This is a genomic window from Bacillus sp. FAU18, from assembly GCF_056033885.1.
The window spans coordinates 1132992-1155659 of record NZ_JBVYHZ010000003.1 but is presented as its reverse complement, the minus strand read 5'-3'; the positions used below and the strand labels follow the sequence as shown (position 1 = coordinate 1155659).

Sequence of the window (22668 nt, the reverse complement as noted above, 5' to 3'; positions counted from 1 at the left end):
AATACAGGAATTTAATTTAGAAAGGATATGATCATGAAAGTATTTGAAGCCAAATCACTGCTTTCCGAAGCAGAGAGACGTGCAAAGGAATACAAAGAATTAAGAAGTCAGATGGTCAATCTAAAAAAGGCTTTTAAAGCTGTAGCTGATTTAGATGACAGTGAGTTTTCCGGCAAAGGTGCTGACAACATTAAAGCATTTTATCAAGATCATGCCGGTGTGGCTGACAATTGGATTGATCTAATTGATATGAAAATTGCTTTCTTGACAAGCATTTCAGGCACTCTAGAGGACGCCAGCTTATCTGATGCTTATATAGAAGAATCCTTCTTAGAACACGAGCTGGCTAACGCCTACACAAAATCAAAATCTATTATGTCTGAACAAAAGAAAGCCATGAAAGATATCTTACATGATATCGACGATATCCTTCCGCTTGATCTGTTTTCAACTGAGGACTTTAAAGACGAACTCGCCGATGCGGAGAACCAACGCAAAAAAACCGTCTATAAAATAGACAGTGTGGACGAAGCACTTGTTTCTGAATATGCCCAGTCAGAGCCAAACGAGCAATTCATCAAGAAGGACTTCCAAAAGCTTGAGGAATCCACAGGCAAAGGCAAGAATGCTACACCCATCCATTACAACGCCAAGGCATACCGTGAAAGTGACATACATAAGAAAAAAGGCGATATTGAGAAAAAAACTGAAGCTTATTTGAAGATCAAGAAAGATGAAGCGAAAGAACGAGAAATCAAAGAGTTGAAGAAGAAGCTAGCTAATGGCGTGACGGATCCGGATGAATACTTAGAAATTGCCAAGAAAGTCGGCTATGAGAACCTTACCCCTGAACAGCTTGAATTTGTTTCATTTCTTGAACAGCGTAAAGCTTTCATGGATAACGGAAAAGAAGTGTTGCAAATCATAGGAGATGGCGCCAAGGGTGCGATTGTTGGTATATACGATCTTGCTAAGGATACCGGTGAAGGAGCTATTCAATTCGGATGGAATATCGGTTGGACAATTGATAACTTAAACAAGGATCCTCAAAAAGTGCTGGATACCGTTTTGGAATACGACTATCAAGCTACCTTTCAAAGTATGGTTGACACATTGAAGGATAATTGGGATACAAAAATGATTCACGGGGATGCATACACACGGCTGCACTATGTTACTTATTTGGGCGGAAGTCTTCTGTTATTGAAAGGTGGAAAGTCCTCTGTCTCAACAGGCTCGAAGGATCTTGCTAAAGTTGGGAAAGTAGCTAGTGAAAAGATTAAAAATGGCAATCCATCTGTCAAACCTTATAAAAATCGATATACTCCTGCATTAGAAGGGATTCTACAAGACGCCGGGAATTCTATTAACGTTAAAAATACTCCGTTATTAAAAAGTATTGCAGAAAATGAAAAAAGCAGTGTACTCTTCAAGTCAGAAAAACCAAACGGTGGGAATCATAGAGATACTGGCAGTCTTAAGGTTAATATTCCTGATAGTAGCATTAAGCACTCAGACATAGGTGATTTTACTAAAAACCCGAAAACAGGTGATATTTCAAAAATGAAAGGTGGAGGACATGGACAAAGTAACATTGAATTTCTTGAAAAAAATAATATAGATTATAATATAAATAAAGTATATGAAAATGGTGTTAGAGTAGGTAATGTTCCCGGACACAAGGTGAAAGCAAAAAGATCAGGCTCCAATCAATCTTGGTTTCCCGAAAGTTGGACAGAGTCTGATATTGCAGCAGCCGGTGCAAAGATTGCTGAATTACCCGAATTCACTAATGCAGAAAATGGTGTGACTATATTCGGAGAGTATAAAGGTGTTAGGGTTGGAGTTATTAAAACAAATGGAGAAATAGGAACCATTTTCCCCGATGCAACTAAACAACCATAGACAAAGTATGGAGGATCAATATGAATTTAGAGAAAAAAATGGAAGCTATATTAATTAAAAGAAAAAAACTTAATCTTAATGATGACTATGGAATTCAAAAAAGTTGGGATGAAATAATTGAAGTGCTCTCAGAAAATGAAGAAAATACAATTAGCTATCTAGAAAATTGTAATAAAGAAGATTTATATTGGATCAGTGAGGTATTTGAAGATTTAGCTGAAAGTTTGCAAAGTAAAGAACTTATTAATTGCTTAAGAAAATTAGATGAAAAGTACCCTGACTTAGAAATGACAAACGATATTGATATAGCAGAAAGTTATTTAGAGTAAGATAAGTACTATCCCTTAGATTTGAAGTTAATCGTTCTTGGTGGTGATAAGTAATGATTGAAACCGAAATTTCTGATCCTGTATTTAGATTTCTCGGTGCACATTTCCACCAAGATATAGAGTCTCCGGAAGAGGCTCTTAATGAATATCTAAATGAAGCATCACAAAAACTAAAAGAAAGAGATTTAATAGTACTAACTGAGTTTTTAAATAGTGATTATTCAGAAGAAGACAAGAATGAATTTATAGAGGAAGCAGCGGATGGTATATACTTTCCTGAAGATGATATAACACCCTTAGAATGGCTTAAGCAAGTCACTGAACAAATTAGAAAACACCTTAAAACAACATAGTTAGAAAAAGAGCCCTCTTTTAAGAAGGGCTTCTTTTATTAATTCAATTTCGCTTCAAGTTTTACTTTTGTCTTAGGTCCATAAATGCCCTCAGCAGAAAGGCCACTTACTGACTGGGACTGTTTGACCGTATTTGCTGTTTTTGGTCCATACACGCCGTCAATGCCGTTATTCTTCGCCCCTTTGTCTGGTGTTACAGGATCTTTATTAAATTGTTTAACAAATCAAAAAATCCCTTGACACCAATAGTGCCAAGGGATTGATAGATTAATACTGAGACATATACTGTTCGCGTTCCCAAGGGTGAACTTGCGTGCGGAACATATCCCATTCGATTTCTTTTGCTTCGATGAAGTGTTCGAATAGGTGCTCGCCCAGCGCTTTGACCATGACTTCGTTTGATTTGAATTCTTCTAGTGCTTCCGCAAGTGTTGCTGGAAGGTCAACGATTCCGTTTTCCATGCGCTCTTCTTTGCTCATCACATAGATGTTGCGGTCGATTGGAGCCGGCGCTTCCAGTTTGTTTTTGATTCCGTCTAATCCTGCAGCAAGCAATACGCTAAGTGCAAGGTATGGGTTTGCAGCTGGGTCTACGCTGCGTACTTCAACACGTGTGCTGATGCCGCGAGAAGCCGGGATACGGATAAGCGGGCTTCTGTTTTGCGCGCTCCATGCTACATAGCAAGGTGCTTCATAGCCAGGAACAAGACGTTTATATGAGTTTACTGTCGGGTTTGTTACTGCTGTAAAGCTTGTTGCGTGCTTCACGATACCTGCAATGAAGTGTTTCGCTGTTTCACTTAACTGAAGATCTGCGTTTTCGTCAAAGAATGCGTTAACACCATTTTTGAAGAGTGATAGATTGCAGTGCATACCTGAACCGTTCACACCGAACAATGGTTTTGGCATAAATGTCGCATGCAGGCCGTGTTTGCGGGCAATTGTTTTGACAACTAGTTTAAATGTTTGGATGTCATCACAAGAGCGGACTGCTCCAGCATATTTAAAGTCGATTTCGTGCTGACCAGGTGCTACTTCGTGGTGAGACGCTTCGATTTCAAAGCCCATCTCTTCAAGCTCAAGTACGATATCGCGGCGGCAGTTTTCTCCTAAATCAGTTGGAGCTAAGTCGAAATATCCGCCTTTGTCGTTTAGTTCAAGCGTTGGCTCGCCTTTTTCGTCCAATTTGAATAAGAAGAATTCAGGCTCAGGTCCAAGGTTAAAATCACTGAAGCCGAGGTCTTCCATTTCTTTCAGAATCCGTTTTAAGTTGTTTCGCGGGTCACCTTCGAAAGGTGTGCCATCCGGATTATAGATATCACAGATGAAACGTGCTACTTTACCTTTTTCAGCTGTCCATGGGAAGATAACAAATGTATTTAGATCTGGATACAGGTACATGTCTGACTCTTCGATACGAACGAATCCCTCAATAGAAGAACCGTCAAACATGACTTTATTATCAAGCGCTTTTCCAAGCTGGCTTACAGGAATCTCAACATTCTTGATTGTTCCAAGAATGTCAGTAAATTGAAGACGGATATACTTCACGTTTTCTTCTTTTACTAATTTTTCGATATCTTCTCTAGTGTACTTTGCCATTTGGTAAAATTCCTCCTCTTAAAAGGTAAATGTATATAGCAAAACAGTTGCTAACGGATTAATGAAAGAAGCGGGACATGTCGCCTTGACGGAATGTATTCCCTCTTTGAAAACGGCCGGCTTGCATGAGCTCGTTTTTCAGGAGCTGTCTCAGTTCGTCATCGGACAGATCATGTTTCATTGGTTTTTTCGTCTTCTCGCTTTGTTTTTGCTCTGGCTCGGCTTCGGCTTTCGCCAGAATCTGTTTAATTCCTGCCATGTTTACACCTTGTTCTATCAGGTGCTTGATTTCTAACAGTTTATCTACATCATGAAATGAAAATAATCGTCTATTCCCTTCACTTCTGGCTGGAAATATCAGTCCATTTTCCTCATAATATCGAATTTGTCTTGCTGATAACTCAGTTAACTGCATGACAATTCCTATTGGAAATAAAGGCATTGAGCGGCGAATATTATCACTCATCTCAATTTCCTCCTTTTCTTAACTTAGTTTCATTATAGGTGATGTTATATTTTGTGTCAATACGATGTAAGGATTCTTAACATCAAATCCAGAGAAATTTTTAAAAAATTTAAATTAATTGCTTTTCCATCAATGAATCCACTGCACTGCATATGGCATTCTTCACATGCGAATAGGTTAATCCTCCCTGAACATACGCTACATACGGCGGGCGGATAGGGCCATCAGCTGATAATTCGATGCTTGCTCCTTGAATAAACGTCCCTGCTGCCATAATGACATCATCCTCGTATCCCGGCATGTAGGCTGGATAAGGCGTCACATGAGCATTGATTGGCGATGCATATTGAATAGCCTGGCAAAAAGCAATCATCTTTTCTCTGTCTGAAAACTCAACGGATTGTATTAAATCCGTTCTTTTCGCATCCCATTTCGGGTTTGAAGTGAAGCCGAGTTTTTCAAGGAATCTCGCTGTAAATACCGCTCCCTTTAAGCTTTGAGACACAACGTGAGGAGCCAAAAAGAAGCCTTGGTACATTTCTTGAAGCGAGTAAAGAGATGCCCCTGCTTCTCTGCCGATACCGGGTGACGTCATACGGTATGAGCAAGCTTCAATCCATTTCGCTTTTCCGACGAGGTAGCCGCCTGTTTTCGCAAGGCCGCCGCCCGGATTTTTTATGAGAGATCCCGCCATCAGATCGGCTCCGACATGGCAAGGCTCAAGCTCTTCCACAAATTCTCCGTAACAGTTGTCCACAAAGACGATCAGGTTTTCATTGATTTCTTTTACAAAACGGATCATTTCTTTTATTTCACTAATTAAGAAAGAAGGGCGATTCGCATATCCTTTTGAGCGCTGAATGCCGATTACTTTGGTCTTCGGATTGATCGCAGCTGCGACTGCATCATAGTCTATCTTTCCGTCTTTCGTCAGATCAACCGCATTATAGCCGATTTGAAAATCCTTTAACGATCCAGCGTTTTCTCCACCCCTGACGCCCACAATTTCCTCTAGCGTATCATACGGCTTGCCCGTGATATAAAGGAGCTCGTCCCCCGGTCTGAGGACACCGAACAAAGCAATTGAGATGGCATGTGTGCCTGAAATGATTTGCGGCCTTACAAGCCCCGCTTCTCCGCCAAACACATCCGCATATATGCTTTCAAGCGTGTCTCTTCCGATATCATCATAGCCGTATCCAGTAGACGGCGTGAAATGAGTGTCGCTTACTTTGTGTTTTCTATAGCTTTGAAGCACTCTCCACTCATTTCGCTCGCTGATTTCTTCTATTTGTTTATGAATGCCGGCAATGTCCGCTTCCACTTCCATTGCCGTTTTCTTCAATAATTCTCCGTGTGTTAATGTGTCAAACATGTCTTTATATTTCCTTCCTACATATACTTCTTTAATTCACCGATGATACTTTGCTCTTCTTGGACATAGCCGGATATGTCATACTGTTCATTTTCTTCATTAAAATAGAAGCGGTCTACCATCGTTTCCGATTTGATTCTGGAAAGGAGCTTCCCTTCACTTGCCGGCACGTGTGCTTCAAAAGACGTTAACAGTTCTTGGCGCAAATAGCGCTGAATCGCTTCTTTAAAGGCTGCAGCGTCGTCCTCAAATTTCGCACTGACCATAATGTGATCCCTTCCGGCGGACGGTATAAAATCAGGCAGTTTTTGATCACGTTTATTGTAAGCCGTCAGCATCGGGATATCATCTGCTTCAAGCTCCTCAAGCAGCCGAAGCACTGTTTTTTCATGTCCCGCATAATCCTCATTTGAAGAATCAATTAAATGCAGAATTAAATCCGCTTCTTTTACTTCCTCAAGCGTTGAGCGGAATGCAGCAATCAATGTCGTTGGAAGATCCTGAATAAATCCTACTGTATCTGAAAGAAGAACACTGTAGCCGCTTGGCAGGACCATTTTTCTGGTCATCGGGTCCAGCGTGGCAAACAGGAGGTCTTCTTCATAGCTGTCAGCACTCGTCAGGCGGTTGAACCATGTTGATTTCCCTGCGTTTGTATAGCCGACAAGCGCAATTTGAAGCACACCGTTTTTCTTTCTTCTTTCACGGTATCGGCTTCTATGGCGAATGACAGTGGAAAGCTGTGTGTTGATTTCATGAATGCGATTTCTGATATGGCGGCGGTCGGTTTCCAGTTTCGTTTCCCCGGGACCTCTTGCCCCAATTCCTCCGCCTTGCCGGGAAAGGTTGATCCCTTGTCCCGTCAGACGCGGCAGTGCATATTGCAGCTGAGCCAGCTCAATTTGAAGTTTGCCTTCTCTCGTTCTCGCCCGCTTTGCAAAAATATCTAATATCAATTGCGTGCGGTCAATCATCTTCACTTCAATTGCTGTTGCCAATGACTTCAGCTGACTTGGCGACAGTTCATCATTAAAGATGAGGAGATCAGCTTCAAGCTCTTCCACCAGTGCCTTCAGCTCTTCTACCTTCCCTTTTCCTATATATGTAGCGGCGTCAGCCCTGTTCCGTTTTTGTGTGACGCTGGTCAGTACTTTTCCGTCTGCTGTTTTTGTCAGAGATGCTAGCTCTTCCATAGAATTTTCAAAATGCTCATCCGTGATATGCGGCAGCTGACATCCGACTAAAATGGCTTTCTCCTGAATCGTTTCTTGTTCGTTCAAATGGATGTTCCTTTCTTTTGCATATTGGGCAGTAGTATTATCATACCAAACCCTGCATGTGTATACCACAAATCGATTGCTTTGAAAAGCGGAAATACGAGCAAAAAACAGACCTCTCAAAAACTGAGAGGTCTATGCAGATCCAGATGCTTCTTCTTTAATGGAAAGATCTTGGCTTTTGATGGTCATCAAGTCGCTTTTTAAGTATTGGTCTCCCATTAAAAGCCTCATGGCTTGTGCTCTGATCGATTTTTCGATCACATTTCTGACAAAACGTCCATTGCTGAATTTAATGGGACTTGTCGTGCTTTTCACTGTCATTAAGTAATCTTTCAATTTCCATTCAGCTTCTTGACTGAGCTGGTACTCCCTTTCATCGATCATTCGTTTCGCAATCTCCATGAGCTGGGTCACAGAGTAATCCGGAAAATCAATGGAGATGGGAAATCTTGATTGGAGTCCGGGATTTAACGAGAGAAAATGATCCATTTCCCGTGAATATCCGGCGAGTATCAAAATAAACTCATGCTGTTTGTCTTCCATATGCTTTACAAGTGTGTCGATCGCTTCTTTCCCAAAGTCCTTTTCGCCGCCTCTTGCCAGCGAGTAGGCTTCGTCTATAAACAAAATGCCACCTAATGACTTTTTGATTAAATCTCTCGTCTTTTGGGCGGTGTGTCCGATATACTCCCCGACCAGGTCAGCCCGCTCCGCTTCTATTAAGTGGCCTTTTGACAGGACATTCATTTCAAAGAACAGCTTGCCGATGAGCCGTGCAACCGTCGTTTTTCCCGTTCCCGGATTTCCTTTAAACATCATGTGCAGCGCTTGCTTTCCAACCTTCAAGCCTTGCTCCGCGCGTTTTTGATTCACAAAAATCCAGGCGTATATTTCCTTGATGTTGCGTTTCATTTCCTCCATCCCAACTAATGCGCTCATCTCTTTTTCGATTTCCTTCAAAATGCCGTGCTTTGCTTCGTTTTTTTGCAATGCAGCCTGATATTCCGCCTCTGCCTCAGCATTCGTCAGCACCTGCTTTTGCCCGTTCAGAATAATGTTGATCTGTCCGTTGTTTTTATAAGTCACAGCGCGCTCCAACATCTTCACCTCTCTGTTCTCTCTATATGATATTCAAGCGGATGCCGATTGTGACAAACGCCTATCATGTGTCGAAACAATTGCTTTTTTCGGGAACAATAAGGAATCCTGCGCTTTCCCGAGAAATACTTTATTTCTTATTGTATTCACGGACATGGGGTGGACAAACCATGAGATTTTGTTTTTAATCATTTTGTCAGAGTATTATGGTGAACTTCTTTCTCATTATTTTCTCCATTCGCCAATCCTTTTTTCATGCAACGGGCTGTTTTTTGTACGAAGCGTATTACCCGCCTTAAGATACCTGAAGTGTTTTTCTTTTTTTCGATTTATAAAGTGGTGTCTTTAATGAAAGGAGCTTTTCTCATCAATTTACGTTTCAAATGCTTGATTTAATATGAACGCAAAGCTTAAAACCAGCAGGACTCAGTGCAGATTAACCGAACCCATAGTACATACAAACATATGGCATATGCACATATTTCATGTCGGACCGTATCTGTTGTCGCTTCATGTTGAATTGTGCGCTTTCCCGAGAAATAATTTCCGAATTTGAAAGGGTTATTTCCTCATTTTTCAGTTGAATGATAATCGTACAAGCAGAAGCCGTGTTTTTTCATATCCTGTAATGAGGTGATGAAAAATGGTTAAAATTTTTATTGATCCTGGCCATGGCGGGTCTGATCCAGGCGCAACAGGTAATGGCCTTCAGGAAAAAACGTTAACCCTGCAAATCGCTTTAGCCTTACGTACGATATTAACTAATGAATATGAAGGCGTTTCTTTGCTGCTGAGCAGGACAAGCGACCAATATGTCAGCTTAAACGACCGGACAAATGCCGCAAATAACTGGGGAGCAGATTTCTTTTTGTCCATTCACGTTAATTCCGGGGGAGGCACAGGTTTTGAAAGCTATATTTATCCAGGTGTAGGAGCCCCGACGACGACTTATCAATCGACAATTCACTCTGAAGTGATACAAGCTGTCGACTTTGCCGATCGCGGCAAAAAAACAGCGAACTTCCACGTCCTAAGGGAGTCGGCAATGCCTGCCCTCTTGACCGAGAACGGCTTCATTGATACCGTTGCCGATGCAAATAAGCTGAAAACGAGCAGTTTTATTCAAAGCTTAGCGAGAGGACATGCACACGGGCTGGAGCAAGCCTTTAACCTTAAAAAGACTTCCAGCTCAGGGTTATATAAGGTTCAAATCGGCGCATTTAAAGTCAAAGCGAATGCCGACTCGCTCGCAAGTAAAGCCGAAGCCAAAGGTTTTGACTCGATTGTCCTTTTAAAGGACGGATTTTACAAAGTGCAGATTGGTGCATTTTCATCCAAAGACAATGCAGACACCCTCGCTGCCAAAGCGAAAAATGCCGGCTTTGACGCTATTGTGATCCTAGAATCATAGCCGAGACGGAGACGAGCGTCTCATAAAAAAACCCGGCTCCTCATCGCGAGAAACCGGGTTTTTTTATTCAAGAATATCAACAACAAACTGTGACCATGTTTCCAGACGGTTGTAGATGTCATCCTGTTTTAATTCAGAGACTTTCATCCATTTACCCGCAATTTGTTCTTTTTCCTTCACTTCCACTTGTGCGCCAGGCTTTAATTGAAGCGCAGAAAGAATACCGATATGTACTTTGCCAACACTGTTTTCATCATCATTGATTAATCCCAGTGTGACTATCGCCTGTTTATCTTCTTCATTTATTTGCAGTTCTTCCTCAAGCTCACGGTCTGTGTTCAGCTTTAAGACTTCAGCAAATGAAGCTGTCCCATCGATGGCGTTCATATGGCCGCCAAAGCCGAGAGAAAGCTTGTTGTGCAGTCGTGATTCACCGCCGCCAGCCAGCCGCTCGTAAAGAAAAACTTCATCTTCACGCTTAATGACGACATAAGGTATCGGCTGCTTGAAACGCGGATCTTCTTCTGCGTCCCCTCTTCTCATTTCACGATAAGCCGCTTCAATCTGAGCCATGATTTCTGCTACTCTGCTATCTTCACTGTACACGCCCTGGAAGGTTAAGCTTTCTTTCTTAAACACATCATCGCGCGGGGCAACTAAAATCATTTCGTCCATTTTTCCCATGGGTACTGCGTCCTCCTCATTTGAACCTTCAAGCCGAAAAGAGCAGATATTATATCTGCTCTTTTTCATCTTCAAAATAAAAGTCATCATCTTTGAGCGGCTCAACTGTCGCTTTTTTATAACCATTCCCCTTCATAGAGAAGAAGTCATGCGATTTTGTTTTTGTGTTTAATCCGTTTAAAACGATCGGATTAATGTCTTCCTCTTCGAAGTATGGATCAAATCCAAGGTTCATCAGCGCTTTATTCGCATTATAGCGGATGAATTTCTTTACATCGTGTGAGAGTCCGACTTGATCGTACAAGTCCTCTGTATATTCAAGCTCATTTTCATATAACTGATTCAGAAGGTCAATCGCAAATTCACGAAGCTCTGCTTTTTTCTCTTCTGTCTGTTTATTATAAATTTCCTGAGCAAGGAGACCGACATACACGCCGTGAATCGCTTCGTCACGAAGGATCAGGTTAATGATCTCACCGCTTTGCATCAGTTTTCCTTGTCCGTAGAAATATAACGGATAATAGAAACCGCTGTAGAAAAGGAAGCTTTCCAGATAGACGGAAGCAACCATCGCTTTGAACAGTGAAATTTCATCATCTTTTTGAATGGCTTTGTAAAGCCCGACAATCATTTGCGCTTTTTTCTGCAAATATTTATTTTGTTTAACCCATTCAAATACTTCATTGATCGTTTCAGTCGGTGCAAGGGTCATGAAAATATTAGAGTACGACTTCGCATGGACAGCGTTCTCCATCATCGCCATAAAGTTCAGCACCGCTTTCCGCTGGTGGCCATCTACGTGTTCAGCCACGATCGGCATCCCCGTATTCCCCTGTTCTGTATCAAGAAGCGTAAGTCCGGCCAGTACCTTCATATAAGTGTCCTGCTCATTTTTTCCGAGGTACTTCCATGTGAGGAGATCGCCGTTTAAAGCAATCTCTTCCGGAAGCCAGAACTGTTTCACGTTTTGGTTATAGAACATTTGGGTAAAATCGTCTTCATGCTTTGACCAGTTTGCTGCGTCATAAATTTTTGTCACTATAAACTCTCCTTTAATCAAACAACACAAGAAAGGCAGCTGTCTTGCCCAGTATCTTTCGTTCTTGCATAGTAAATGGTTTTAATTCCTCTATGATGTGCATACAGATCGATTCGGTTTAAATCACGGGTCGTCATTGTATCTTTTAAGAACAATGTAAAGCTGATTCCCTGATCAATGTGCTGCTGGATAGTGGCGATCATATCCACAACCTTGAACATGTCCATATCGTAGGCTTCTTTATAGAAGAACCAGTTATTAGATGCAAGCCCAGGCATTGGGTAGTACGTTTTTGAGTTGCCGTATGTTCGTTCTTCAATCCGTTCCATAATCGGCATAACAGACGCCGTGCTTGATTGGACGTATGAGATAGAGCCTGTCGGCGCAATGCATAATCTGTAGCTGTGATACATGCCGTGTTCAGCCACAAATGCTTTTAGCTTTTTCCAGTCCTCTGTCGTCGGGATATGCATACCTTCAAACAGATTAGCGATTTTTTCATATTTCGGTGAGAAATCAGTAGAAACGTATTTGTCAAAGTATTCACCTGTCGCATAGGTTGAGCCTTCATATTGATCAAACGTTTCGCCCTTCTCTTTTGCGATTTCCGCAGAACGCTGGATGGAGTAGAAGTTCACCATCATAAAGAACGTGTTTGCAAAGTCACGCGCTTCCGGACTTTCATACGCAATGCCGTTTTGCGCAAGGTAGCCGTGAAGGTTCATAGCACCGAGGCCGATTGATTTCATCGCTTTGTTTGCCCGTCTTACAGCAGGCGCATTACGGATGTCAGTTGTTTCAGACACGTGTGTTAAAGAGTCTGTCGCAAGCTTGACTGTCTTTTCGATTGATTTATGCTCCATGACATTGAGAATGTTAAGAGAACCCAGGTTACAGGAAATATCCAGACCGATTTCATCTTCTTCATCATAGTCTGTGTATGAAGAAACTTGAGATGCCTGCAGCACTTCAGAGCAAAGGTTAGAAAATTTGACCTTGGAAATATGGTTATTCGCATGCACTTTATTGACGTTATCTTGGAACATGATGTATGGATAGCCTGATTCAGAACGAAGCATCGCCAATTTTTCAAGAAGTTTCCGCGGGTTGATTTTTTCCTTTTTCACCCGAGGGTTGTCGACAAACTTGTCGTACATTTCGTTCATGTCCATCTCATCCATGTGCTGGCCGTACTCTTTATAAATCGTGTGCGGGTAGAATACATAAGCCGCTTTGTCCTCGCGTGCAAGCTCAACAAACTTATCCGGAATGACAACACCGATCGAAAGCGTTTTGACACGCACATCTTCATCCGCAGAAATCTTTTTCGTATCAAGAAAATCATTGATATCGCGGTGGAAAATGTTTAAATACGCCGCGCCGGATCCTTGTCTTTGTCCCATTTGGTCAGCGTAACGGAACGCGTTATCAAGAAGCTTCATGACGCCTACAACGCCTTTTGTCGCATTCTCAACATCTTTAATGGCTTCACCTTTCGCGCGAAGCTTGGACAGGTTAAGAGAAACCCCGCCGCCAAGCTTAGAAAGCTGCATGGAGATATCGATTGCTCTTGAAATGTCATTTAAAGAATCATTAACTTCGAGCAAGAAGCAGCTCACAAGTTCACCGCGGCGTTTTCTGCCGGCATTCAAAAATGTCGGTGTGCTCGGCTGATATTCTTGATTGATCATCAGGTTTACATATTCTTTTGCTTTCTCAGTGTCGCCGTTAGCGAAGAACAGCGCAACAATTGAGATCCGGTCCTCATAACGCTCGAGGATTTTTTTCTTGTCATTCGTTTTCAAAGCATAGTCATTATAGAATTTAAACGCACTCATGAAGGAAGGAAAACGAAACTTCTTAGCGTAAGCTGTCTTAAACACTTCTTTAATGTCTTCAAAAGAATAAAGGCTTAAGAATTCCTCTTCGTAGTATTGATTTTCAACCAAATAATCCAGCTTCTCTTTTAAATCGTGAAAGAAGACTGTGTTTTGATTGATATAATCTACAAAATAGCTATGTACAGCCTCTTTATCCTTATCAAACTGGAATTTCCCATCTTTTTGGATCATGATTTCGTTATTTAACTGGATCCATTTTGGCACTTGATTTTGTGACAACTCTTTCTACCTCCTGAGTAAACAATTCAACGTCTTTAGATGTGCCGCTGAGTTCAAATTTGTGCAAGATCGGCACCTGATATTGTCTTGAAATGGTATCGGCGCTTTTTGCAAAGTTATCGCCCCATACTTTGTTGCCGCTCGCAGCGACACCTAATAAGAGATGGGCGTATTTTTCGAGAAATGATTGTGTTGATGCCGGTACCTGACCGAAGTTTGTCGTGTAGGTGACCAAAACAAACGGAGTGTCCACGTGGTCCATTTCGTCCACCTTGCGTATCTGCTGAAAGCCTGTTTTATTCACAAACCGCTGAACATTCCCTGTTTTCGAATCAAATATGATTTGTACCACGTTTTATCACGACCTATCAAAAAATATGAATCTCTCATCACTAACACTATATATAGTATACTACCCTCTAGCAAAAACACAATATATAGATTCGTTTTTATGAAAAATTCATATTTTGATCAAATCAGGCAAATGGGCAGACTCATTAGGGCCCAAAAAAGAGAGCAGAACGAGAATCATCTCTCGTCCTACTCGGGGTGTCGTTTTTAGCCGATGTATATCATAACATGAAAAAAAACTGCTTAGTAGTCTAGATTTTTTTTTCTTAAGCTATCACAGCATTTTTCGCTCTCTACTGTTTCTTCTATTTCAACATCCGCGCCGATCTCTTCTAAAACCGCCTTCAAAGCAGTGATAATTGACGCTTCTCTGATTAATTCTTTTCCGTTCACAATGATACTTGTTCCGTATTCATAGCAAGAATCATCTTCGCAAATTTCTTCCCAATGATTCACGATCACTTTATGCTTCATGTTTTCACCCTCTGTTTGATCTGTGTCTGTATTTAGTTTAGCGGGTAGTATCCGCTTTGTAAATTCGGATGCTTGTGAATTTTATTCAAGTTCATCATCCGTGTCGTATTCTTTCTTCAGCTTTACCTCATTGCTGGACTCATTATACTCATAAATTTTAATATAGCCGTCCTCCATAACGCCAAAATGATTATGTTCAAGCGGAAACGAGGTGGGCTGAGGCGTTTCATAGTCTGAATTGCCGCTGTCTGTTTCAATAATGGTTTCTTGATTCCCGCACGCCCCGAACAGTAAAAAAACAGCTATCCATACAAGTGCAATCCTGATTCGTCTCAGTTCTGCTTCACTTTCAAACAAGGTCGATCACTCCCAAATTCATTTTATACATAATATACCATTTTTACTTCCGTATGTTGTTCTCATAAAAAAAGACCGTGCCTTGGCATGGTCAGCTTACACAAAAAGCTTGTAGCAAAAGTGGATTCATGTTAAAAATGGCCGCCGGGAACCCCCGGCAGCCTTTCCTCATGTCTTGACATGGCATTTTTTGATCTATTCGAGTTCAAGCTGGACGTTTTTTTGCGGCGCAAACGTTGAGATCGCATGTTTATATATAAGCTGCTGCTTACCTTCCGATTCCAACAATACGGTAAAGTTATCAAAGCCTTTCACCTGGCCCCGCAACTGAAAGCCGTTCAGCAAAAAAACAGTGACATACGTATTTTCTTTCCGGATTTGATTCAAAAACTGATCCTGAATATTAATCGGTTTCATGTTTCGTCCTCCTTGATTCTCTATATCATACAGTTTCGATTAAAGTTCGAGTTTTCCTGCTATATGTGTGAAAATTTCCTTTTTTTTCAGCTCCATATCAACAGGCGGTGTCATATCGAACCATGTGACCTGCATTTTGTTGCGAAACCACGTCAGCTGGCGTTTCGCATACCGCCTCGAGTTCTGCTTTAGCTGTTCGACAGCATCGGAAAGTGTCACAAAACCGTCAAAATATGCATACAGCTCTTTATAGCCTATCGCCTGTATTGATTGACAGTCTCTCACGTTCTTGTCGTATAAGCGCTTCACTTCCGGAAGAAGACCTGACTCCATCATCATATCGACCCGCTGATTAATTCTTTCGTAAAGTGTGTCTCTATCCATTGTCAGGCCGATTAACACTGCATTGTACAGAAGTTCTCGTTTTTGTTCCTTCAAATGCTGGGACATCGTTTTTCCGGACGTATGTAAAATTTCCAGTGCGCGAATGACTCTTCTTGTATTATTCGGATGAATCGCAGCTGCTGCCTCGGGATCTGCTGCAGCAAGTTTGGCATGAAGAAAGTCAGCGCCTTCCCGCTCAGCAGCCATTTGCATGCTCTCTCGAAACACGGGATCATTTGCCTCTTCCGTAAATGTATAATCGTAAAGCACAGATTGTATATAAAGCCCTGTACCGCCGACAATCATCGGAAGCTTTCCTCTATTTGCAATCTCGCTGATTTTATTTCTTACTAAGCTTTGATAATCGGCAGTAGAGAAAGAGTCTTGGGGATCTAAAATGTCAATCAAATGGTGGGGCACTCCCTCCATCTCCTGTTCGGTAATTTTAGCTGTTCCAATATCCATCCCTTTATAAATCTGCATTGAATCTCCGCTGATAATTTCCGCGTTTAAGGATTTGGCTAGCTGAATACTTAAATTGGTTTTCCCCACTGCCGTCGGTCCGACTAAAATGACAACGGGCTGCTTCGTATTATTCAATATGTATCACTCTCTTTTATAAATCTCCCCCCATTATAGCATTCAACATGGACAACCACCTATCCATTTTGCCCTTTTTTTGCATCGGTAAACATCCTTCTACCAGCAGAGCGGCTCATTGCCGACAATTTCCCTTGTCTTTCCTTTCAGGGTATGACGATGCGTTTTTCTTCTGTCATCTCCTGGATCGTACACAACCCCTCCGTACTGGATCTCAATCGGCTCGTTATAGGCCAGATACGTCGTTTCTTCGATTTCATGATAATGTGTGCCATCTGCTAAGGGAATCGCCGGCCCTGAGATTCCGTAATACCGATGAAAATGGCCGTTTTCAAATGAAGTGATCCCTGTATAGTAATGTGTATGCTGATCGGTATTTGATCCGTTTGCCGGCTGAGTAAACCCTTCAATGAGATGATAATGGCCCTGTTCTCTCGTTGTTTTGACATGATAAGCATGTGCGTGGGGCGGTGCTTTTGACCAGTCAGACTGATACAGGCCCAATGTGTTCACATCCTCCTTTTCCTCGATTCGCCCAATCAAATCCGGGCAGGCTGAATACACTGCATCATCTACACTTTATTACAGGAGGAAAGAAAACATGAACGAGTTAGAAAATTTCAGCCCTGAAGATACAAGAATATTTGGAAGACCGTTCGGATTCGGGAGACCATTTGGGTTTGGAAGACCGTTCGGGTTCGGTTACGGGTTTGGAAGACCCGGATTTGGTTATGGATTTGGTTTTGGCCGGCCATTCGGATTTTTTGGAGGACCGTTTATCGGCGGCCTTGCAGGCGGGCTTATAGGAAGCGCTTTATTTAATCCTTATTTGTATGGCGGATACCCCTATTATCCGTATGCCCCGTTCCCTTATTATTATTAAACGCAAAAGACCCCTTAAAAAGGGGTCTTTTTAAGTGTGTGAAAATGAATCTCTTGACTCATACATAGGCATACACTAATATTTTTCTAGCTGAAGTTTTTTTCTAATCTAAAAATATAGTGAGGAGAATTCATGATGTTGATAGGATATATATTCCTCACGATTGCCATATGTTCAGAATCGATAGGAGCAGCCATGCTGAAAGTATCTGATGGCTTCAAAAAGTGGAAGCCAAGTGCTTTGGTCGTTATTGGCTATTCCCTCGCCTTTTATATGCTGTCCCTGACTTTAAACCATATTCCCCTGAGCCTCTCCTATGCGACTTGGAGCGGGGCGGGCACGGTGCTGACGACAGTGATCGGAGTAAAATGGTTCAAGGAAGATCTGAATGCCAAAGGGCTTATCGGGATTCTTTTATTACTATCAGGGGTCGTGTTACTTAATTGGCAGTAAAGGAGTGATGAAGATGAGAGGATTGCTTTATTTGGCTCTCGCCATTGTATCTGAAGTGTTTGGGAGCACGATGCTGAAGCTTTCAGAAGGATTTACACAAGCCTGGCCCATTGCCGGAGTCATAGTCGGATTTCTTTCTGCTTTTACGTTTCTAAGCTTTTCTTTAAAAACAATTGACTTATCAAGCGCGTATGCAACATGGTCGGGCGTTGGTACCGCGCTTACAGCAATTGTCGGTTTTTTGCTTTTTGGCGAAACCATCAGTTTAAAAGGTGTATTCGGTCTCACGCTTGTCATTGCAGGCGTGGTCGTGCTAAATCAATCGAAAGCCCACGCTGAAGATAAAAAACAGACGGTCTGTGAGTGACCGTCTGTTTTCTTTATTCTCCACCCAGTTTCACAGAGGCTTCAAGCTGCAGCTCGACATTTCCTTGAATTGCACGCGAAATCATGCATGACGCCTCCGCTTTTTTACAAAGCTTGTGAGCCAATGCGACGTCATCTTGTGAAGCATCATGTTTAAGCACGACAGAGGGACGGTGAATGATCTTTTTGTATGTAAAGACTCCTTTTGTGACGTCGACAATGCCTTCTGACTCCATCTGTAAGTCTTCTTTTTCCAGCCCGCTTCTCTCCATCATCGCTGCAAGTGTAATAATGTAACAGGTCGCTGCCGCCCCGAGAAGCATTTCATCTGGGTTGGTCCCTTCTCCCGGGCCATCCATTTCTTTAGGAATGGAAATCGATGTGATGAGGTTTCCGCTTTCAATCGTACCGACATCATTGCGGTTACCCGGCCAATTCGCTTTTAAATAAAAATGATGATCTGCCATTGTTTCGCCTCCTTTTTTATCCTATTTCAGTCTACTGATCTTCTCTTATTTTGTCTTCTGATCTGCTTGTTACGAATACTCTTTTTCCAGGACACCTTTGATCGCACTGACATAAGCATAAAATTCACTATTCTTTGTGTATTTTCTATTTTTATAATAAAAATCATCAAAAAATGCTTCTCTCTGCTCACGGCTGATTTCCAGCTGGATACTTAGCCCCGTTTCCCCTTGGTTATTAATGTTTTCGGCATTCAATCCAGCAAGACCGCTTTTAGACGACGCTAACTCAGCGGAAAACCCTCTCCGCTCAAGGGCTCTCACAATCATTTTCGCCCGCTTTCGGTCTGTTCCCCCTACAAGCGTATTCTTGTTCTCTCCTTTATATCCGTGAAAAGCCACCACATATTGATGCTCCTTGATTTTCTTTTTTGCCAATGGCTCATCAAAGTTGGTGCTTGTAATGTGCAGCGTTTGGTTATCGTGGGACTTCAACCCTTCAAACAGGTATGTAGAGTATTCATTATTGAAATAACGAACAAGCTCACTTACTCCGCCTTCAATTCTTCCGCCATGCGGAGACATAATTAAGACTTTGCTTCCTATTTTCTCATTATATGAAATATCGTAATCGGCTGGGCTCTCATTCTCTGCCAAGCTGCTGAAATTTGAATATGTATCTGGCTGATTTGATGGTTCAGGTTCCAATGAGTAATGAACATATCTCAAGAACAAGACAATGGCTAAGACTAATATGACATTTAGTAAAAATCTTCTCATGTTTAACTCCTTTCATAAGAATGGCGCGGTTCATTATATGAGGTTTAGCCAATAGGTTTTATCTTACCATTGTATACACAATATCATCAGTGAAAAAGTTCCCGGTTTCAAAAAATCAATTGATTGTCACGGTTATTAGCGGTTCATTTCAAATAAGAGTGAAAAAAGGTTGAGAGGAAAGACAAAAAAGGTAGGAACAACCTCACTTGGCAAATAAATGTATATAGGTTTAAGGAGGGTTTTAGTAACAGGCTGCCCGGTTGCTGAGACGGACAGCTGTTACCGGCCTGCAGAATAGAGATTTTGCTTATTTGTTCTCACAAAGTCACAGGAGAGGATAGAGTCCAATAAAAATGTTCTGATCTGTTGTTTCGAAAAACAAAATGCTTTGATTTTCGTTTTGCTTTTCTGTCTTACAATAATCGTTCTTTTACTAATCGTTCCGTCTTTCTTCATATATATAATGCTGATTGGCATTTGGCTTTCCAATGATCGGTGCAAGTAGAAATTCATACGGTTGCTCTCCCCTTCCCAGTTTGATATGATCACATTATAATACGAACAAATGTTCTTTTTCAATCCCCAATGATTTCCTCAACTTCTGAATCTATCGTATCTAATGCGAAAGATTCAGAAAAACAAACTCTTGTCTGTCTCTTACAGAGGACAAACAAACTTACCAAACCTATCATCTGTTCATAGAGTATACAGAGAACCTTATAATAGGAGGAAAATACATGTTTGGGTACTCTATGGTACAAATGGTGAGAGCAAATGCTCACAAGCTAGATTGGCCGTTACGGGAAACCGTATTGCAGCTTTACAAGCCCTTCAAATGGACTCCTTGCTTCTTGCATAAATTTTTCGAAACCAAATTGCAAAACAGAAAAAAAATGTCAGTCATTATCGAATTTGAGGAAGGCTGTCACGAGACCGGCTTTCAAATGGCTGGAGAGGTTCTGCAAAAAGAAAAACGCAGCAAGCTAAAAAGCCGCTTCAACAAAATCAACTGCTGCAGCGCCGAGGTTACTCCTTCAGCATTACATTCCCTTCTCTCTGAATGCAGCAATATCCGTAAAGTGTATTTAAACCGCGAAGTCAAAGCGCTTTTAGACACGGCAACCGAAGCAAGCCATGCGAAGGAAGTCGTCAGAAACGGGCAAACCCTGACAGGAAAAGGCGTTACTGTCGCTGTTGTCGATACAGGAATCTACCCGCATCCTGATCTAGAAGGCAGAATTATCGGATTCGCGGACATGGTCAATCAAAAAACAGAGCCGTACGATGATAATGGTCATGGCACACACTGTGCAGGTGATGTCGCAAGCAGCGGCGCATCCTCTTCCGGTCAATACCGCGGACCTGCACCGGAAGCCAATCTCATCGGCGTAAAGGTATTAAACAAGCAGGGTTCAGGAACGTTAGCAGATATTATAGAGGGTGTTGAGTGGTGTATTCAATACAATGAGGACAACCCCGATGAACCGATTGATATTATTAGCATGTCGCTCGGGGGCGATGCCCTTAGATATGATCATGAACAGGAAGATCCGTTAGTCAGAGCGGTTGAAGAAGCGTGGAACGCAGGGATTGTCGTCTGTGTCGCTGCCGGAAACTCAGGCCCTGATTCGCAGACCATTGCAAGCCCGGGCGTGAGCGAAAAGGTGATTACAGTAGGTGCGCTTGACGATAACAATACTGCAAGCAGCGATGATGATACTGTCGCTTCCTTCTCAAGCCGCGGCCCGACAGTATATGGGAAAGAAAAACCCGATATTTTAGCGCCGGGTGTTAATATTATTTCCCTTCGCTCTCCGAATTCTTATATTGATAAGCTTCAAAAGTCAAGCCGTGTAGGGTCTCAGTACTTTACAATGTCAGGAACCTCGATGGCAACACCGATTTGCGCAGGAATCGCAGCTTTAATTCTTCAGCAAAACCCGGATCTTACCCCTGATGAAGTAAAAGAGCTTTTGAAAAACGGCACGGACAAATGGAAAGATGAAGATCCGAATATCTACGGAGCGGGCGCTGTCAACGCAGAAAATTCCGTTCCCGGCCAATAAAAAGCACCAAAAAGCCGGCAATTCTCTCTCAGCAGAACTGCCGGTTTTTTCGTTTGAATATTCATAATCATAAGGTAAAATAATGGAAAATAGATGAAGGAAGTGAAGAAAGTGCCATATTATATCTGCAATACATGCGGTGTGCAACATGCACAGACTGTAGATCCGCCCAACTCGTGTCTGATTTGCGAGGATGAAAGACAGTATATTCATCCCGATGGACAAACTTGGACAACCCTTGAAGACATGCGTGAGAAAGGAAACCTTCAAAACATCCTCCAAAAGGAAGAAGAGCATCTTTACAGCATCAAAACTGAACCAGAGTTTGCGATCGGACAAACAGCCCATCTTATCCAGCATAAGGGCTTCAATGTGCTGTGGGATTGTATGACATATCTTGACCAAAAGACAATTGACCAAATCAACGAATTAGGCGGTATTCAAGCCATCGCCTTGTCTCATCCACATTATTACTCTACTCAGGTTGAGTGGGCTGAAGCATTTCAGGCCCCGATCTATATCCATGAGGATGATAAAGAATGGGTGACAAGGCCAAGCAATCACATTCACTTCTGGTCAGGGGAAACGCTCAATATGAAGCCGGGACTGGACCTTTACCGACTGGGCGGACATTTTAAAGGCGGTGCTGTTTTGCATTGGAGCAAGGGCAATGAAGGGAAAGGCTGTCTATTGACCGGAGATATCATTACGGTTGCGGCGGACCGAAACTGGGTCAGCTTTATGTACAGCTACCCAAACCTCATTCCCCTTCCCGCCTCCAAAGTTGAAGAAATAGCAGCCAAAGTAAAACCGCTTCAATTCAACCGGCTTTACAATGCTTTTTCTAAAGTTGTCAAAGAAAATGCCGGCGAAGCGGTCCAGCGTTCTGCCGTACGCTATATCAAGGCTCTGAACAGCGAATTGTTTCATACATAAAGAGTGAGGCGGCTCTTTTCCGTGTAAAAGATGCAGCAATTGGGAATAGTATCGTGTAGATCAAAAGGAGGAATATTGATGGCACACACGAATACACAGCTTTCTCAATGGCTGGAATCAAAAGTCGGCCAGACGCTTGATATTAGAAAAGGTGAATTGACCCATGATGAAGAGATATCAGACTTGGATCAGATTGTTCTCCACCTTCAAAAAGTGGCTATACGCAGTACGAATCATCCTGATGATTATGTTGCGAAAGAAGAGCTTGTTTTAGAAGGCGAAGGAACAACATTCACTGAGGACGGAAACGTACCGCTTCCGCAAAATGCCTATGAGATTCCTTTATTAGGTGAAATGCATATTCACCAAGAAAACGAAGGATTGAAGGTCATAACAGATCGTGCAGTATATACAATTGATATCCAGCACAGCTGACAATCACTTTCATCAAAATAATACAGCGTAGCGCCTTTGA

Annotated in this window: 27 protein-coding genes and 1 pseudogene; 10 read left to right on the top strand and 18 right to left on the bottom strand. The window is 42.1% G+C overall.

The features are described from left to right. Positions 1-33: 33 nt before the first annotated feature. Genes AC0OMU_RS05970 through AC0OMU_RS05960 form a run of 3 tightly spaced genes read left to right on the top strand, consistent with a single transcriptional unit; the run spans position 34 to position 2587 of the window. Positions 34-1905, top strand: coding sequence for a T7SS effector LXG polymorphic toxin (locus AC0OMU_RS05970; protein ID WP_474240965.1), 1872 nt, complete (start codon positions 34-36; stop codon positions 1903-1905). Positions 1906-1925: 20 nt separating this feature from the next. Next, a complete protein-coding gene (locus AC0OMU_RS05965; protein ID WP_015383727.1) occupies positions 1926-2234 on the top strand; it encodes a hypothetical protein in 309 nt (102 codons plus the stop codon). Between the two features lie 53 nt (positions 2235-2287). Next, the gene (locus AC0OMU_RS05960) at positions 2288-2587 is read left to right on the top strand and encodes a contact-dependent growth inhibition system immunity protein (RefSeq protein WP_474240964.1); all 300 of its coding nucleotides are present in this window, start codon (positions 2288-2290) and stop codon (positions 2585-2587) included. 38 nt (positions 2588-2625) lie between these two features. Here AC0OMU_RS05960 and AC0OMU_RS05955 read toward each other — a convergent pair. The 6 genes and pseudogenes from AC0OMU_RS05955 to spoVK all read right to left on the bottom strand — a co-directional run. Further along, positions 2626-2778: pseudogene (locus AC0OMU_RS05955) on the bottom strand (peptidoglycan-binding domain-containing protein); the annotation flags it as partial. A gap of 76 nt (positions 2779-2854) precedes the next feature. After that, positions 2855-4189: a type I glutamate--ammonia ligase gene (gene glnA / locus AC0OMU_RS05950; protein ID WP_003231737.1), complete on the bottom strand. Its 1335-nt coding sequence runs from the start codon at positions 4187-4189 to the stop codon at positions 2855-2857. Between the two features lie 58 nt (positions 4190-4247). Next, a complete protein-coding gene (gene glnR, locus AC0OMU_RS05945; protein WP_014476884.1) occupies positions 4248-4655 on the bottom strand; it encodes a transcriptional repressor GlnR in 408 nt (135 codons plus the stop codon). Positions 4656-4764: 109 nt separating this feature from the next. Further along, positions 4765-6030 (bottom strand): methionine gamma-lyase family protein, encoded by a 1266-nt coding sequence (locus AC0OMU_RS05940; RefSeq protein ID WP_003231742.1) that lies wholly within the window; start codon positions 6028-6030, stop codon positions 4765-4767. A gap of 17 nt (positions 6031-6047) precedes the next feature. Beyond that, the gene (gene hflX / locus AC0OMU_RS05935) at positions 6048-7310 is read right to left on the bottom strand and encodes a GTPase HflX (protein WP_015483254.1); all 1263 of its coding nucleotides are present in this window, start codon (positions 7308-7310) and stop codon (positions 6048-6050) included. A 132-nt stretch (positions 7311-7442) separates the two neighbouring features. After that, the gene (spoVK, locus tag AC0OMU_RS05930; protein ID WP_003231746.1) at positions 7443-8411 is read right to left on the bottom strand and encodes a stage V sporulation protein K; all 969 of its coding nucleotides are present in this window, start codon (positions 8409-8411) and stop codon (positions 7443-7445) included. 640 nt (positions 8412-9051) lie between these two features. On the opposite strand from spoVK, the gene cwlC reads away from it, so the two are divergent. Beyond that, positions 9052-9819, top strand: coding sequence for a sporulation-specific N-acetylmuramoyl-L-alanine amidase (gene cwlC / locus AC0OMU_RS05925; RefSeq protein WP_327830118.1), 768 nt, complete (start codon positions 9052-9054; stop codon positions 9817-9819). A gap of 63 nt (positions 9820-9882) precedes the next feature. On the opposite strand, the gene AC0OMU_RS05920 is transcribed toward cwlC, so the two are convergent. The 9 genes from AC0OMU_RS05920 to AC0OMU_RS05880 form a co-directional block, all read right to left on the bottom strand. Next, positions 9883-10503 (bottom strand): enzyme involved in deoxyribonucleotide synthesis, encoded by a 621-nt coding sequence (locus AC0OMU_RS05920; RefSeq protein WP_015383725.1) that lies wholly within the window; start codon positions 10501-10503, stop codon positions 9883-9885. 49 nt (positions 10504-10552) lie between these two features. After that, entirely contained in the window at positions 10553-11542 is a 990-nt protein-coding gene (gene nrdF, locus AC0OMU_RS05915; RefSeq protein ID WP_003231754.1) for a class 1b ribonucleoside-diphosphate reductase subunit beta, read from the bottom strand. Positions 11543-11559: 17 nt separating this feature from the next. Continuing rightward, positions 11560-13662 carry a class 1b ribonucleoside-diphosphate reductase subunit alpha gene (nrdE, locus tag AC0OMU_RS05910; protein ID WP_014479842.1) on the bottom strand — a complete coding sequence of 701 codons (2103 nt, stop codon included), beginning with the start codon at positions 13660-13662 and terminating at the stop codon, positions 11560-11562. Further along, positions 13622-14014: a class Ib ribonucleoside-diphosphate reductase assembly flavoprotein NrdI gene (gene nrdI / locus AC0OMU_RS05905; protein ID WP_003231758.1), complete on the bottom strand. Its 393-nt coding sequence runs from the start codon at positions 14012-14014 to the stop codon at positions 13622-13624. The genes nrdE and nrdI overlap by 41 nt, the downstream gene beginning before the upstream one ends. 242 nt (positions 14015-14256) lie before the next feature. Beyond that, positions 14257-14487 carry a hypothetical protein gene (locus AC0OMU_RS05900; protein ID WP_003245262.1) on the bottom strand — a complete coding sequence of 77 codons (231 nt, stop codon included), beginning with the start codon at positions 14485-14487 and terminating at the stop codon, positions 14257-14259. An 81-nt stretch (positions 14488-14568) separates the two neighbouring features. Then, entirely contained in the window at positions 14569-14844 is a 276-nt protein-coding gene (locus AC0OMU_RS05895; protein WP_015383723.1) for a YmzC family protein, read from the bottom strand. A 195-nt stretch (positions 14845-15039) separates the two neighbouring features. Continuing rightward, positions 15040-15261, bottom strand: a complete 222-nt coding sequence (gene hfq / locus AC0OMU_RS05890) for an RNA chaperone Hfq (protein WP_003221097.1) — start codon at positions 15259-15261, stop codon at positions 15040-15042. Positions 15262-15300: 39 nt separating this feature from the next. Continuing rightward, positions 15301-16245 carry a tRNA (adenosine(37)-N6)-dimethylallyltransferase MiaA gene (miaA, locus tag AC0OMU_RS05885; RefSeq protein ID WP_069837521.1) on the bottom strand — a complete coding sequence of 315 codons (945 nt, stop codon included), beginning with the start codon at positions 16243-16245 and terminating at the stop codon, positions 15301-15303. Positions 16246-16344: 99 nt separating this feature from the next. Beyond that, positions 16345-16758 carry a YmaF family protein gene (locus AC0OMU_RS05880; protein ID WP_100506595.1) on the bottom strand — a complete coding sequence of 138 codons (414 nt, stop codon included), beginning with the start codon at positions 16756-16758 and terminating at the stop codon, positions 16345-16347. Between the two features lie 88 nt (positions 16759-16846). On the opposite strand from AC0OMU_RS05880, the gene AC0OMU_RS05875 reads away from it, so the two are divergent. From AC0OMU_RS05875 to ebrB, 3 genes are all read left to right on the top strand, one after another. Beyond that, positions 16847-17128: a hypothetical protein gene (locus AC0OMU_RS05875; protein ID WP_014664059.1), complete on the top strand. Its 282-nt coding sequence runs from the start codon at positions 16847-16849 to the stop codon at positions 17126-17128. Between the two features lie 135 nt (positions 17129-17263). Beyond that, positions 17264-17581: a multidrug efflux SMR transporter subunit EbrA gene (gene ebrA / locus AC0OMU_RS05870; protein ID WP_015483253.1), complete on the top strand. Its 318-nt coding sequence runs from the start codon at positions 17264-17266 to the stop codon at positions 17579-17581. Between the two features lie 13 nt (positions 17582-17594). Continuing rightward, the gene (gene ebrB, locus AC0OMU_RS05865; protein WP_014476870.1) at positions 17595-17948 is read left to right on the top strand and encodes a multidrug efflux SMR transporter subunit EbrB; all 354 of its coding nucleotides are present in this window, start codon (positions 17595-17597) and stop codon (positions 17946-17948) included. 13 nt (positions 17949-17961) lie between these two features. Here the strand turns inward: ebrB and AC0OMU_RS05860 are convergent, their stop codons facing one another. The 3 genes from AC0OMU_RS05860 to AC0OMU_RS05850 all read right to left on the bottom strand — a co-directional run bounded on the left by AC0OMU_RS05860 (position 17962) and on the right by AC0OMU_RS05850 (position 19704). Beyond that, entirely contained in the window at positions 17962-18414 is a 453-nt protein-coding gene (locus AC0OMU_RS05860) for an OsmC family protein (RefSeq protein ID WP_015383720.1), read from the bottom strand. 69 nt (positions 18415-18483) lie between these two features. After that, positions 18484-19191, bottom strand: coding sequence for a poly-gamma-glutamate hydrolase family protein (locus AC0OMU_RS05855; RefSeq protein WP_100506594.1), 708 nt, complete (start codon positions 19189-19191; stop codon positions 18484-18486). 279 nt (positions 19192-19470) lie between these two features. Beyond that, entirely contained in the window at positions 19471-19704 is a 234-nt protein-coding gene (locus tag AC0OMU_RS05850; protein ID WP_014476869.1) for a hypothetical protein, read from the bottom strand. A 224-nt stretch (positions 19705-19928) separates the two neighbouring features. Between AC0OMU_RS05850 and aprX the strand changes: the two genes are divergently transcribed. The 3 genes from aprX to ymzB all read left to right on the top strand — a co-directional run bounded on the left by aprX (position 19929) and on the right by ymzB (position 22628). Beyond that, positions 19929-21257, top strand: coding sequence for a serine protease AprX (gene aprX, locus AC0OMU_RS05845; protein ID WP_042975826.1), 1329 nt, complete (start codon positions 19929-19931; stop codon positions 21255-21257). Positions 21258-21368: 111 nt separating this feature from the next. Then, complete coding sequence (locus AC0OMU_RS05840) at positions 21369-22193, top strand: MBL fold metallo-hydrolase (protein WP_100506593.1); 825 nt, start codon at positions 21369-21371, stop codon at positions 22191-22193. 78 nt (positions 22194-22271) lie between these two features. Beyond that, a complete protein-coding gene (gene ymzB / locus AC0OMU_RS05835) occupies positions 22272-22628 on the top strand; it encodes a protein YmzB (protein ID WP_047182638.1) in 357 nt (118 codons plus the stop codon). Positions 22629-22668 lie beyond the last annotated feature (40 nt).

Excerpts from the sequence above, each read along its gene's own strand:
- AC0OMU_RS05970 (WP_474240965.1), top strand. The coding sequence starts at position 34 with ATGAAAGTATTTGAAGCCAAATCACTGCTTTCCGAAGCAGAGAGACGT.
- AC0OMU_RS05965 (WP_015383727.1), top strand. The coding sequence starts at position 1,926 with ATGAATTTAGAGAAAAAAATGGAAGCTATATTAATTAAAAGAAAAAAA.
- AC0OMU_RS05960 (WP_474240964.1), top strand. The coding sequence starts at position 2,288 with ATGATTGAAACCGAAATTTCTGATCCTGTATTTAGATTTCTCGGTGCA.
- glnA (WP_003231737.1), bottom strand. The coding sequence starts at position 4,189 with ATGGCAAAGTACACTAGAGAAGATATCGAAAAATTAGTAAAAGAAGAA.
- glnR (WP_014476884.1), bottom strand. The coding sequence starts at position 4,655 with ATGAGTGATAATATTCGCCGCTCAATGCCTTTATTTCCAATAGGAATT.
- AC0OMU_RS05940 (WP_003231742.1), bottom strand. The coding sequence starts at position 6,030 with ATGTTTGACACATTAACACACGGAGAATTATTGAAGAAAACGGCAATG.
- spoVK (WP_003231746.1), bottom strand. The coding sequence starts at position 8,411 with ATGTTGGAGCGCGCTGTGACTTATAAAAACAACGGACAGATCAACATT.
- cwlC (WP_327830118.1), top strand. The coding sequence starts at position 9,052 with ATGGTTAAAATTTTTATTGATCCTGGCCATGGCGGGTCTGATCCAGGC.
- AC0OMU_RS05920 (WP_015383725.1), bottom strand. The coding sequence starts at position 10,503 with ATGGGAAAAATGGACGAAATGATTTTAGTTGCCCCGCGCGATGATGTG.
- AC0OMU_RS05900 (WP_003245262.1), bottom strand. The coding sequence starts at position 14,487 with ATGAAGCATAAAGTGATCGTGAATCATTGGGAAGAAATTTGCGAAGAT.
- hfq (WP_003221097.1), bottom strand. The coding sequence starts at position 15,261 with ATGAAACCGATTAATATTCAGGATCAGTTTTTGAATCAAATCCGGAAA.
- AC0OMU_RS05875 (WP_014664059.1), top strand. The coding sequence starts at position 16,847 with ATGAACGAGTTAGAAAATTTCAGCCCTGAAGATACAAGAATATTTGGA.
- ebrA (WP_015483253.1), top strand. The coding sequence starts at position 17,264 with ATGTTGATAGGATATATATTCCTCACGATTGCCATATGTTCAGAATCG.
- ebrB (WP_014476870.1), top strand. The coding sequence starts at position 17,595 with ATGAGAGGATTGCTTTATTTGGCTCTCGCCATTGTATCTGAAGTGTTT.
- AC0OMU_RS05860 (WP_015383720.1), bottom strand. The coding sequence starts at position 18,414 with ATGGCAGATCATCATTTTTATTTAAAAGCGAATTGGCCGGGTAACCGC.
- AC0OMU_RS05855 (WP_100506594.1), bottom strand. The coding sequence starts at position 19,191 with ATGAGAAGATTTTTACTAAATGTCATATTAGTCTTAGCCATTGTCTTG.
- AC0OMU_RS05850 (WP_014476869.1), bottom strand. The coding sequence starts at position 19,704 with ATGAATTTCTACTTGCACCGATCATTGGAAAGCCAAATGCCAATCAGC.
- aprX (WP_042975826.1), top strand. The coding sequence starts at position 19,929 with ATGTTTGGGTACTCTATGGTACAAATGGTGAGAGCAAATGCTCACAAG.
- ymzB (WP_047182638.1), top strand. The coding sequence starts at position 22,272 with ATGGCACACACGAATACACAGCTTTCTCAATGGCTGGAATCAAAAGTC.